Origin of the sequence: Gillisia lutea (genome assembly GCF_021568705.1) — a bacterium.
GTDB lineage: Bacteria > Bacteroidota > Bacteroidia > Flavobacteriales > Flavobacteriaceae > Gillisia > Gillisia lutea.
The window spans coordinates 164,759-177,136 of record NZ_JAKGTH010000008.1 but is presented as its reverse complement, the minus strand read 5'-3'; the positions used below and the strand labels follow the sequence as shown (position 1 = coordinate 177,136).

14 protein-coding genes are annotated in these 12,378 nt (G+C 36.4%); 10 read left to right on the top strand and 4 right to left on the bottom strand.

All coding sequences use genetic code 11. The features are described from left to right. Positions 1-55: 55 nt before the first annotated feature. Genes L1I30_RS07975 through L1I30_RS07960 form a run of 4 tightly spaced genes read right to left on the bottom strand, consistent with a single transcriptional unit; the run spans position 56 to position 3,202 of the window. Positions 56-925 carry a nucleoside phosphorylase gene (locus L1I30_RS07975; protein ID WP_236133751.1) on the bottom strand — a complete coding sequence of 290 codons (870 nt, stop codon included), beginning with the start codon at positions 923-925 and terminating at the stop codon, positions 56-58. A 1-nt stretch (position 926) separates the two neighbouring features. Next, entirely contained in the window at positions 927-1,856 is a 930-nt protein-coding gene (locus tag L1I30_RS07970) for a DUF1835 domain-containing protein (RefSeq protein ID WP_236133750.1), read from the bottom strand. Positions 1,857-1,891: 35 nt separating this feature from the next. Beyond that, the gene (locus L1I30_RS07965; RefSeq protein WP_236133749.1) at positions 1,892-2,248 is read right to left on the bottom strand and encodes a translation initiation factor; all 357 of its coding nucleotides are present in this window, start codon (positions 2,246-2,248) and stop codon (positions 1,892-1,894) included. 3 nt (positions 2,249-2,251) lie between these two features. Further along, positions 2,252-3,202, bottom strand: a complete 951-nt coding sequence (locus tag L1I30_RS07960; RefSeq protein WP_236134028.1) for an isopenicillin N synthase family dioxygenase — start codon at positions 3,200-3,202, stop codon at positions 2,252-2,254. Positions 3,203-3,333: 131 nt separating this feature from the next. On the opposite strand from L1I30_RS07960, the gene L1I30_RS07955 reads away from it, so the two are divergent. The 10 genes from L1I30_RS07955 (at position 3,334) to L1I30_RS07910 (ending at position 12,373) form a co-directional block, all read left to right on the top strand. Next, positions 3,334-5,340, top strand: coding sequence for an alpha-ketoacid dehydrogenase subunit alpha/beta (locus tag L1I30_RS07955; protein WP_236134027.1), 2,007 nt, complete (start codon positions 3,334-3,336; stop codon positions 5,338-5,340). 129 nt (positions 5,341-5,469) lie between these two features. Then, positions 5,470-5,631, top strand: coding sequence for a DUF1328 domain-containing protein (locus tag L1I30_RS07950; protein ID WP_236133748.1), 162 nt, complete (start codon positions 5,470-5,472; stop codon positions 5,629-5,631). A 76-nt stretch (positions 5,632-5,707) separates the two neighbouring features. Then, entirely contained in the window at positions 5,708-6,187 is a 480-nt protein-coding gene (locus L1I30_RS07945; RefSeq protein ID WP_236133747.1) for a lipocalin family protein, read from the top strand. Between the two features lie 11 nt (positions 6,188-6,198). After that, the gene (locus L1I30_RS07940) at positions 6,199-6,903 is read left to right on the top strand and encodes a YiaD family glycine zipper/OmpA-like lipoprotein (RefSeq protein WP_236133746.1); all 705 of its coding nucleotides are present in this window, start codon (positions 6,199-6,201) and stop codon (positions 6,901-6,903) included. A gap of 72 nt (positions 6,904-6,975) precedes the next feature. Beyond that, positions 6,976-8,100 carry an NAD(P)/FAD-dependent oxidoreductase gene (locus L1I30_RS07935; RefSeq protein ID WP_236133745.1) on the top strand — a complete coding sequence of 375 codons (1,125 nt, stop codon included), beginning with the start codon at positions 6,976-6,978 and terminating at the stop codon, positions 8,098-8,100. Continuing rightward, on the top strand, positions 8,097-8,822 hold the full coding sequence (locus L1I30_RS07930) for a methyltransferase domain-containing protein (protein ID WP_236133744.1): 726 nt from the start codon (positions 8,097-8,099) through the stop codon (positions 8,820-8,822). Before L1I30_RS07935 ends, L1I30_RS07930 begins: the two co-directional genes overlap by 4 nt. Continuing rightward, a complete protein-coding gene (locus L1I30_RS07925; RefSeq protein WP_236133743.1) occupies positions 8,819-9,871 on the top strand; it encodes a type III polyketide synthase in 1,053 nt (350 codons plus the stop codon). Before L1I30_RS07930 ends, L1I30_RS07925 begins: the two co-directional genes overlap by 4 nt. Continuing rightward, the gene (locus tag L1I30_RS07920; RefSeq protein ID WP_236133742.1) at positions 9,865-10,659 is read left to right on the top strand and encodes an SDR family oxidoreductase; all 795 of its coding nucleotides are present in this window, start codon (positions 9,865-9,867) and stop codon (positions 10,657-10,659) included. The genes L1I30_RS07925 and L1I30_RS07920 overlap by 7 nt, the downstream gene beginning before the upstream one ends. Next, the gene (locus tag L1I30_RS07915; protein ID WP_236133741.1) at positions 10,605-11,099 is read left to right on the top strand and encodes a 3-hydroxyacyl-ACP dehydratase FabZ family protein; all 495 of its coding nucleotides are present in this window, start codon (positions 10,605-10,607) and stop codon (positions 11,097-11,099) included. The genes L1I30_RS07920 and L1I30_RS07915 overlap by 55 nt, the downstream gene beginning before the upstream one ends. Beyond that, the gene (locus tag L1I30_RS07910) at positions 11,099-12,373 is read left to right on the top strand and encodes a beta-ketoacyl-[acyl-carrier-protein] synthase family protein (RefSeq protein WP_236133740.1); all 1,275 of its coding nucleotides are present in this window, start codon (positions 11,099-11,101) and stop codon (positions 12,371-12,373) included. The genes L1I30_RS07915 and L1I30_RS07910 overlap by 1 nt, the downstream gene beginning before the upstream one ends. Positions 12,374-12,378: the final 5 nt, after the last annotated feature.

Genomic DNA, 12,378 nt, shown 5'->3' with positions numbered 1-12,378 from the left:
AAATACAAAGATGAGTGAGGCCTTAAATTTAATATTCTGTTAAATAAGATAGATTTTATGAGCTTATAATTCTTTCTAATGTGGTTTGAATTAATCTATCTACGGTCTCTTTTGGATTGTTACTGAAATCTCCTGTGGCTCGATTAGCAATAATGGCATTAGCAGAGAGCGCGCGGTGTCCTAATAATTTGGAGAGGCCATATATACCGGCCGTTTCCATTTCTAAATTTGTTATTTTTTTACCCTTGTATTCAAAACTGGCAAGTTTATCATTCAAGCCCGGAATTCCCACAGGTAATCTTAAAATTCTACCTTGTGGACCGTAGAATCCGCAATTGGTAAGAGTAATACCTTTATGAAAGCCGTCTTTAAACTTAGAAGCAAGATCAGTATCACCTTGCACAAAATAAGGAAGTCCGTTTTGGGAAGGCCAATTAAGATGTGAAACTAGCGCTTTTGAGAAATCCTTGTCCTGAATTGGGGCACTGTCATAAAAATGCAATAAAGAGTCAAACCCAATTGCAGCTTCTGAGATAAGAAAGGCATCTACAGGAATATCGGCATGAATAGACCCTGAAGTACCAATTCTAATAATATCTAAAGAAGTAAGGTCCTTTTTTACGGTTCTGGTAGTGAAATCGATATTTACCAAGGCATCCAATTCATTAAATACGATATCGATATTATCGGTCCCTATGCCGGTAGAAATAACACTTATACGTTTTCCTTTATAGTAACCTGTTTGCGTATGAAATTCTCTTTTGTGAATTGAAAACTCGACTTTTTCGAAATATTTGGTAACGTTTTGTACCCTATCTGGATCACCAACCGTAATAACCGTGGGAGCTAAATGCTCGGGTAGTAAATTTAAGTGATATACGCTACCATCTTTATTTTGAATAAATTCTGATGCCTTTAAACTCATGTTATAATTTTAAAATGTTGTGTGATTGGGAGTCGTATAGAAAATCGTACATTTTAACACCTCCCAAATAATCGTCATTTTTTAATTGACGATAGAAATTTTTTGTTCCTTCTATAGCTTGAACGCCTTCCGCACTAAGTACGATTTTGTTGTCTTCAAACTTATAAAAAGCTTCCAGTTTATGAAGTAAACGCTCGATTTGTCTATGACCGTATCCAAAATAACCCTGATACTCCATAGCGTATCCCATTAATTGGTTGATGCTGGTTATAGAGTTTTTCTGAATAAGATTTAAAACATTCTTTTCCAATGCATTTAAACCAGTTCGGGAATTGGGAAAGCGTTCAATATGAGCACGAATACAACTGGAGAGATATTCAAAATTGGTGTTTCTCTTAATGAGCCCTTTTAATTTCTGAGGATTATCTTCGTTATATAGTTGCCAGATTAAATTGGCCGTTTCAAGATCTTCCTGATCTAGAAGAATTCGATTATCGTAATGGTTCTTTAGATCTTTATCTGATAATTTTGAAAGAGGATTGAATTCTTTTTCACCTTTCAGTTTTCTGCTACAAACAAGATAGAAGGGAACCTTCACCTTATTTTCCATTAAATGGCTAATAGCTGCGAGCATATTGATATGAGAAAATAAATCGAATTCAAACCAAAGTATAACTTCCGTGTAATCAGTTAGTGCTGTGAGTCTGTTAAGTTCACTTAAGAATTGCTTTTTGTATTGAGTGGGAGAGATGGAATAGAATTCATTAAGAAAATTGGTTCTCAGCTTAATAAATTCAGGAGTTCCCAATAAATAAGAAGTAGGACCCTCACATAACATTTCTTTCCAGGTTATAATCTCTCCGCCAAGATTAAAATCTAAAATACTCTGGGTGAAAACATCACCATTGGTAATATGCAGTTTTTTTGACATAAAGAGAGATTAAGCATCCTATTCAAATGTACCTTTTAACCACCTACGCGTTTTACCTTGTAGCCATCCTCTTTTAAAAACTGCATCACTTTTTCCCGGACATCTCCCTGGATAATAATTTCGCCATTTTTAACAGATCCTCCAACACCACATTTCTTTTTCAGTTGCTTACCAAGGATATTTAGATCTTCATCTTTTCCTTCAAAACCTTTTATCACGGTAACGATCTTGCCTCCGCGACCTTTATTGCTGAAATGTGCCTCTAATCTTTGTTGATTTGGAGGTGGAGTTTGTTCCTCAGATTCCTGATTATATTCTCCACCGTCAAAATCATCGTCGGTGGAGAATACAAAGCCGCCAAGATCTTCCAATCCTAACTTTTTCTTGGCCATAATCTATTTTTTTATCAATCCTATTTCTACAAGACGCTGATGTAAGAAATCACCAGCAGTAATATCTTCGTACTGTTTAGGATTTTCTTCTGTAATACACTGTTCTAAACTATTAAGAGGCATATCGCTTCTTGGGTGCATAAAGAAAGGGATAGAATATCTTGGTTTTCCCCATTGATCGCGTGGCGGATTAATAACTCTATGTATAGTAGATCTAAGCTTATTGTTGGTATGACGTTCCAGCATATCTCCCACATTTATCACAAGCTCATCCTCCTCAGGAATAGCATCAATCCACTCACCATCTTTACGCAATACCTGTAAACCACCTGTAGAAGCACCCATTAATAAGGTTATCAGGTTAATATCTCCATGTGCTCCTGCTCTTACAGCACCTTTAGGTTCTTCAGTAATAGGAGGATAGTGAATAGGTCTTAAAATACTGTTTCCATTGCTAGCCCAGTGATCGAAATAAAATTCATCTAATCCAATGTATAAAGCTAAGGCACGCAAAACATAAATCCCAGTTTTCTCAAGCATGCGATAGGCTTCCATTCCCGTGTGGTTGAAATCTTTCAATTCTTCCACCTGTACATTTGGTGGATATTCGTCCTTTAAATTTGCATCTGCCGACGGTTCTTGTCCAAAATGCCAAAACTCCTTTAAATCTCCTTCTTTCTTTCCTTTTGCGTGTTCTTTTCCAAAAGAAATATAACCTCTTTGGCCTCCAAGACCTTCAATTTCATATTTGCTTTTAGTTTCTAATGGAAGCTCAAAAAAGGATTTCACCTCTTTATATAAATCATCTACAAGATCATCGCTTAAAAAATGATTTTTCAGCGAAACAAATCCAATTTCTTCGTAGGCTTTACCAATCTCATCAACAAATTTCTGCTTGCGTTTAGGGTCATCAGAAAGAAAATCAGCTAAATCTACACTAGGTATATTATTCATTGCCATTTTACGGTGTGTTTATCTTAGTTAACATACAAAGTTAAATAAAAATTATGGAGTTTATATTTTTCTTTGCCGATATACGGATAGTATTAAATTTAATTACATTTGGTTATCAATTCTTACTTTTTATGAAATCATCGGTAACAAGTTTTTCCAACATAAATTACAATAAATCAGGTCTTTCAAATGAGAGGTTATTGCAGCTTTATAGAGCTATGCTAAAACCAAGATTAATCGAAGAAAAGATGCTGATTTTATTGCGACAGGGGAAAATTTCCAAATGGTTTAGCGGTATTGGGCAGGAAGCTATTTCTATAGGTGTGATTGAAGCACTTAAAAAGGAAGAGTATATATTACCTATGCATAGAAATTTAGGAGTTTTTACCTCCCGTGAAATTCCTTTATTCAGGTTATTTTCCCAATGGCAGGGAAAAGCAAATGGGTTTACAAAAGGAAGAGATCGAAGCTTTCATTTTGGTACCCAGGAATACAATATAATAGGAATGATTTCTCATTTAGGTCCACAATTGGGGGTGGCCAACGGAATTGCCTTAGCCCACAAACTTAGAAAAGAGCCCATGCTTTCTGCAGTCTTTACGGGAGAAGGTGGAACCAGTGAAGGGGATTTTCATGAGGCATTGAATATTGCTGCGGTATGGGATCTGCCGGTGCTTTTTTGCATAGAAAATAATGGCTACGGACTTTCAACGCCAACCAGTGAGCAATATAGGTGTAAGGATTTGGTGAGCAAAGGAATAGGGTATGGAATGGATGCACATCAAATTGATGGCAATAATATATTAGAGGTATTTACTAAAATCTCTGAAATAGCCGAAAGTGTAAGACAAAACCCAAGACCTGTTCTTTTAGAATTTATAACCTTTAGAATGCGTGGTCATGAGGAAGCTAGTGGAACAAAATATGTTCCTCAAGAGCTAATGGATGAATGGGCGCTTAAGGACCCTATTTCCAATTACAGGTCTTTTTTATTTGATGAAAATATACTCTCTGAAGAAGTGGATAGGGAATATCACACTACAATTAAAGCTGAAATTGATAAAAATTTAAGGTTGGCATTTGAAGAAGATAGTATAACACCTGATGAAAGAAAAGAATTAAATGATGTTTACTCAGAGCATGACTATCAGCATTTTGAAGAAAAAGAAAATGTGGAAAATATCCGGTTTATTGATGCAATAGCACACTCTCTTAGACAATCCTTTCATAAGCATGAAAATTTAGTTATGATGGGGCAGGATATTGCAGAATATGGCGGAGCCTTTAAAATATCAGAGGGTTTTTTAGAAGAGTTTGGTAAGGAGAGAATCAGGAATACTCCAATTTGTGAATCGGGAATTGTGGGCGTAGCCATGGGACTTTCTATTAATAAGATGAAAGCAATTGTAGAAATGCAATTTGCCGATTTTGTGAGCTCAGGCTTTAATCCTATAGTAAATTATCTGGCGAAGGTTAATTACAGGTGGAATCAACCTGCAGATGTTGTAGTTAGAATGCCTTGTGGAGCCGGAGTGGGAGCCGGACCATTTCATAGTCAGACTAATGAAGCATGGTTCACGAAAACACCGGGTCTAAAAGTTGTTTATCCTGCTTTTCCCAGAGATGCTAAGGGACTTCTAAACTCGGCGATAAATGATCCAAATCCAGTATTATTTTTTGAACATAAAGCACTGTACAGGAGTATACGGCAAGATGTTCCTACTAATTATTATACCATTCCCTTTGGAGAAGCAGCATTACTGAAAGAAGGTAACCAGTTAAGTATTATAACCTATGGAGCTTCTGTACATTGGGCATTAGAAGCTTTAGTGGACTTCCCTGAAATTAATGCCGATGTGTTAGATTTAAGAACCCTCCAACCTCTGGATAAAGAGGGAATATTAAGAAGTGTGAAAAAGACAGGTCGTGCACTAATTATTACTGAAGACTCTTTATTTGGAAGCATAGCTTCAGATATCTCTGCCATGATAGCTGAAACCTGTTTTGAATTTCTCGATGCTCCAGTTATGAGATTGGGAAGTATGGAAACACCTATCCCATTTGCAGCTAGTCTTGAAAATCAGTACTTGCCAAAAAATCGTATTAAGGAAAAATTAGAAGCATTACTATCATATTAGCATAACATTGGCAGTAAGAGTGATAGTTTAAGAGTTCTTAACAATGTCTTTGTTAAATAATTAATAATCTTTTGTTGGAAGTTGAAACCTAGAGTAATTTAGTTTCAACTAATCAATTAAACTATTATTATGATACGACTAATCGTTATTTTTCTAATCATTGCTTTAGTAGCTGCTGTCTTCGGATTTGGTGGCATAGCGGAAGGTTCTGCAGACATAGCCAAAATCATTTTTTACATCTTTATCGTTTTACTTGTAATTTCGTTGATAAGCAGAATATTTAGAAGATAATTGACCTTTTAAATCCAGTTCATTTCAGTAGTTGAAAGTGAATTGGATTTTTTTTACTCACCCTAATTTATAAACTATGAAGAAGATTTTATTTATACTTAGTGCCGCATTATTAATAGTTTCATGCGGACCAAGTAAAGTTGCTACAGAGGCACGTAAAACATTTAAAGGAGACTGGTCTCTTAATAGTGTTACCTATCCCCAAAGTACTGGAACATTTAATGTAACATTATTTAATGATGCATCTGCAGATTGCTTTAAAGGAAGTAATTGGAGTTTTGTTTCAAATAATAATACTGGGTTTTACACCGTTCAAGGGGCAAACTGTAGTGCCGGGAAGCGTAATTTCGTATGGTCTATAGACGAAGAAAATACACCGGTAGGTACTTTCGATTTCTTATTGAAACCTACAGATGAGAAACATAAATCTACAACTGGAAATCAAGGTTTTAGAATAAATCTTGTTTCCCTTACCGAAACAACCATGATATGGGAACAAACCGTAACGCTAGAAGGTAAACCTTTTGTGATACGCATGAACTTTACTAAACTTTAAAATAGAATATTATGAAATTGAGAAATATTAAAACAAATAAGTTTATTGCTCTTGCTTTTGCAGCAACACTCCTTTTCGGATGTGAAGCAACAAGAAATGCAAATAACAAACAAAAAGGTGCTGTGATTGGTGCCGGTAGTGGAGCAGTAATTGGTGGTATTATTGGTAATAACGTAGGTGATGGTAATTCAGCGCTAGGAGCAATTATTGGAGGTGTAGTAGGTGGAGCAGCCGGGGGCTACATTGGTAATAGAATGGATAAACAGGCGCAGAGAATTGAACAAGAAATACCAGGAGCAGAAGTAGAGCGTGTTGGTGAAGGTATAAACGTAACATTTGATGAAAGCAGTGGGGTCTATTTTGATACTGAAAAGTATAATATTAATGCAAAGTCTCAAGAGACTCTTAATAAACTTGCCGATATCTTTAAGGAATATCCAAACACAGATATTTTAGTTGAAGGACATACAGATGATACAGGTAGTGATTCCTACAATTTAACTTTGTCTAAAAACCGTGCGCAGGCCGTAACTAATTATATGGTAAGTCAAGGTATAGTGAAAGGTAGATTTGATACCAAATGGTATGGAGAAACCCAACCTAAGTATGACAATACTACTCCTGATGGAAGAGCGAAAAACAGAAGAGTAGAACTTGCAATTGTAGCCAATGAAAAACTAAAAGAAGAAGCTAAACAGGCAACACAACAAGAATAATAATTATATAAATATAGATGTTAAATCCCGAGAATTTCTCGGGATTTTTTTGTTTTTAAGTATCTTCAAGATGTGAAAAACGGAAAGGTTGTAATTATAGGGGGAGGTCTTGCCGGATTAACGGCAGCCATTCATTTAGTTAGTTCGGGAATTCAAGTTACTCTTATAGAAAAAGAAAGTTTCCCTCATCATAAAGTATGTGGCGAGTATTTATCTAGAGAATGTCTCCCATATCTACAACGGCTGGGAATAGATGTACTATCCTTACAACCATCTCTATTAAATAAATTTTCATTTAGCACTGCCTCGGGCAGAACGATAAATTCATCTTTAGAGTTGAGAGGACTCGGGATTAGCCGATATAATTTAGATTATTACTTATTTAAAAAAGCAAAAGATTTAGGCGTAATTATCCTACAAGATACTGCCATCGATATTCAATTTATGGGTTCCGGATTTAAGGTTAAAACTCACCAGGAGTATAATTTTGAAGCCGATTTTGTTCTGGGGGCATTCGGTAAGCGTTCTAATATAGATAAAAATTTAAACCGCGACTTTATTACTAATAAATCAGGATGGCTGGCGATTAAATCTCATTACGTACATGATGACTTTCCAGATGATACGGTAGCATTACATAACTTTAAGGGTGGTTATTGCGGAATTTCTAAAACCGAGACAGAGGCAATCAATGTATGTTATTTAGCAACCTATAAGAGTTTTAAAGAATTTAAGAATCCTTCAAAATATAAGGAAGAAGTTCTATGTGAAAATCCGCATCTCCGATCTTTTTTTAATTCGGCAACCAGCTTATTTGACAAAGAACTGAGTATTGCGCAGATATCTTTCACTAAAAAATCTTTAATTTATGATCATATACTTATGTTAGGTGATGCTTCAGGTTTAATACATCCATTATGTGGAAATGGAATGGCAATGGCCATACATAGCGCTAAGATAGCTTCTGAAAGTATTTTATACTTTTATACTTCAGCAAAGTCAAAAAGAGAAGATGTGGAAAAGAGTTATAGAGAACAATGGCTGAATGAATTTAGCTCAAGGCTTAGAACGGGAAGAGTACTACAAAAAATATTTTTGAATCCCGGAATGGCTGAAGTTTCTCAAAGTTTCATAAAGGCATTTCCGGGCCTGCTTCCAAAAATTATTAATAAAACTCACGGGAGTCCAATTTTATGATAAATATAGACACTTTAAAAAGAACTCAGGAAACAGAGATCATGGACGACTTTGATCTGCAGGGAGCGGAGTTAGAAAAAACCTTGTCCGATCTGGATACAATAAATAAATGGTTAGGTGGAAATGCTATTACTTTAAATGGAATAAAACATATTCTTAAAGAATTTCCTCAAAACGAGGAGATAAAGGTTGTTGATGTGGGTTGTGGTAACGGCGCAATTCTCAGAGAGATAGCAGTATGGGCTCGTAAATCGGATATCAGTATAAAGTTAGTGGGGATTGATGCAAATACCCATGCTATACAAATTGCGAAGAGATTGTCGGCCTCATACCCGGGGATTGGTTTTTATACGCTTAATATCTTTAGTGAGGAGTTTCAGCAAATGGAATTCGATATTGTGTTATGCACTTTAACCCTCCATCATTTCAAGGAATCAGAAATTATTAGCCTCCTTCAAAATTTTCATAACCAATCTAAGTTGGGAATAGTTATAAACGATTTGCACCGAAGCAGATTAGCCTATGTTTTATTTCAGGCTTTTTGTAAAGTTTTCATAAATAATGAAATAGCTAGAAAAGATGGTTTAATTTCAATTTTAAGAGGTTTTAAAAAATATGACTTACAGCAATTATCTAGCTCTCTTACTAATGCCACTCACCATATCTCTTGGAAATGGGCATTTAGGTATCAGTGGGTTATATTAAAACAACATACATTATGAGCGTAAAAATTGTTCAAGTTGAGAAACAACTGCCAATATATTCCAGAGAGACTAAGGAAATATTACCATTTGTAGAAAATTGGCTGGGAGATAAGGAAGAACGATTTAAGCGTAAAATAACGAAGATATTTGAGGGGGCGGGAGTAGATAGACGCTATTCTATTATGGCTCCGGAAGAGGTTTTTACGGCTACCTCGTTTGAAGATAAGAACAATATCTATATACGAGAAGTCAAAAAATTAGGTACCACAGTCTTAAAGACTGCGTTAGTCGCTTCTAAATGGGAACCCAATTCTTTAGATTATTTAATTACGGTTAGCTGCACCGGAATTATGATTCCGTCTTTAGATGCCTACCTAATTAATGATCTGAACTTAGATAAACATATTACAAGGTTGCCGGTAACAGAAATGGGGTGTGCAGCAGGAATTTCAGGAATGATTTATGCCTATAATTTTTTAAAAGCCAATCCCGGGAAAAGAGCTGCGGTGGTAGCAGTTGAAAGTCCAACAGCCACTTTTCAGCTTGATGATTTTAGTATGGCAAATATGGTTAGCGCCGCAATATTTGGTGATGGAGCTGCTTGTGTCTTACTTTCTTCAGAAGAAAATGCAGATGGCCCTGAGATTATAGGAGAAGAAATGTATCATTTTTACAATGCAACCCATTTAATGGGCTTCGATCTTACTAATAATGGATTGCAAATGATCTTAGATGAGACAGTTCCCGAGACGATTGCAAATCACTTTCCGGCTATAATCCATCCTTTCCTTGAAAAAAATAATAGCTCCATTGAAAAAGTGGACCACCTTATCTTTCATCCGGGTGGAAAGAAAATTGTGCAAACGGTGTCTGATCTTTTTGGTATCTTAGGAAAGAATATTGACGATACCCGGGAGGTTTTGCGTTTATATGGTAATATGAGCAGTGTAACTGTCTTATATGTTTTAGAACGCTTTCTTAATAAAGACATTAACAGAGGACAGCAAGGTTTGATGCTCAGCTTTGGTCCCGGATTTTCGGCGCAAAGAATTTTAATACAATGGTAGAAGAATTTAAAGATCTAAATTATTGGGCGGTTATTTTAGGCGGGAGTAGCGGACTAGGTTTGGCATCAGCAAAAAAGCTGGCAAAACACGGTATGAATATTATAATTATTCACCGAGACAGGCGTTCGGAAATTCCAGAAATAGAGGAAGCTTTTGAAGAGATTAGGTTATGCGGAGTGAAATTAGAAAGTTTCAATGTTGATGCTATTCAAAAAGATAAACGGTCTAGCCTAATCCAACAAATTAGTGAGATTTTAGGAGAAGAAGGTAAGGTTAGAACATTGGTACACAGTATTGCCAAAGGCAATTTAAAACCTATGACCGGGGAGGGACCCATATTAGAGAATATTGATTTTCAACTCACGCTTGATGCTATGGCCATTAGTTTGTACGATTGGACACAAGGTTTGTTTCAGGCAGGTTTATTTGCTAAAGACGCCAGAATTATATCTTTTACTAGTGAAGGAAACAAAAAAGCCTGGGCAAACTATGCAGCGGTATCTGCCGCAAAAGTGGCTTTGGAGGCCATTACCAGAAGCATGGCTTTAGAGCTTGCTCCACATGGTATTAGAGCGAATTGTATTCAGGCAGGAGTTACTGTAACCAGATCTTTTCAAATGATACCAGATAATGAAACTTTGAGAATGCATGCTCTTAAACACAACCCATTTAAAAGACTTACAGTTCCTAATGATGTAGCTAATGTGGTCTACCTGCTCAGTAAAGACGAGGCATGCTGGATTACGGGATCGATCATCCCGGTAAATGGGGGCGAACATTTAAAATAATTTTTGTGAATTTTCAAGAAATACTTTCCAGGCTTCCTTATTCTGAACCTTTTTTATTTGTAGATTCTATTGAGTATCTGGATGAAAATTCGGTAATAGGACACTATTGTTTTCCCGAAAAAGCTTACTATTATAAAGGTCATTTTAAAAATAAACCGATTACTCCCGGAGTGCTATTAACCGAATGCATGGCACAAATTGGTGTGGTTTGTCTAGGAATAAATTTATTGGGAATAAAAAACGATGAGACTCCAGCAATAGCAATGACTAGTACCGAAATAGATTTTTTCTTAGCGGTACAGCCCGGAGAAACTGTTAAAGTAGTTTCACACAAATTATATTTTAGATTCAACAAGTTGAAATGCAAAGTGGAAATGTATAATAGGGACGAGAATTTAATCGCGAGAGGAAACATCTCCGGTATGCTGAAAGATAATTAATGAAGAGGAGGGTAGTAGTAACAGGACTGGGAGTTGTAGCACCTAATGCTATAGGTGTTACCAATTTTGAAACTGCACTTAGAGGGATGAAGAGTGGTATCACATTTCATCAGGAACTGGCCGATTTGAAATTTTGCTGTCAGCTTGGTGGAAAGCCTGATATTTCTGATGAAATCCTGAATCAATATTTTACTCCATTACAACTTCGCGGCTTAAATTCTAGTGGTATCATCTACGGAGTTATTGCTGGAACCGATGCCTGGAAAGATGCTGGTTTAACAATTTCGGAAGATAAGAGACCAGATTGGGATTCAGGAATTATTTTCGGTACCGGAATTTTGGGAGTTGATAAATTCAGAGAAGCCATTCATTTGATAGATGCTGGAAATACCCGTAGATTAGGAAGTACAAGTGTACTACAAACCATGGCAAGTGGTATAAGTGCGTACCTGGGAGGAATATTAGGTTGCGGAAATCAAGTAACTACAAATTCTTCAGCATGTACCACAGGTACGGAAGCGGTTTTAATGGGCTATGACCGCATTAAAGCAGGGAATGCTAAAAGAATGCTAGTAGGTAGCTGCGGTGATCATGGTCCCTATGTTTGGGGTGGTTTTGATGCGATGCGCATTTTACCTAGTAATTACAATAACCAACCGCAACAGGCATCCCGGCCTATGAGCGAAAGTGCTGTAGGATTTGTTCCCGGCAGTGGGGCTGGAGCCTTGATATTAGAAGATCTCGAATCTGCACAGGAGAGAGATGCCTATATTTACGGTGAAATTTTAGGAGGCGAAATTAATAGCGGGGGCCAGAGAAATGGAGGAAGTATGACCGCCGCTAATAGTGAGGCAGTGCAACGCTGCATTAATAGGGCTCTTATAAATTCAAATATTTCTTCCAAAGACGTCGATCTTATTAATGGTCATCTAACTGCAACCAGTAGAGATGCTATGGAAGTCGAAAATTGGACACGGGCTTTAAATAGAAGTAATGAAGAATTTCCATATATTAATTCGTTAAAGGGAATGACCGGTCATTGTTTAAGCGCCTCCGGGAGTATTGAATGTGTGGCAAGTGTCTTACAACTTGATAAAGGTTTTATTTTCGGGAATTTAAATACAGGAGATATTCATCCAGAGATTTCAAAATTAATTAATACCGAAAAGATTCCTAAATCTACTTTAAATAAAGAATTAAACATTCTGGCCAAGGCAAGTTTCGGTTTTGGGGATGTTAATGCAGTTGTACTATTTAAAAAATTTGTGAACTAATCTTT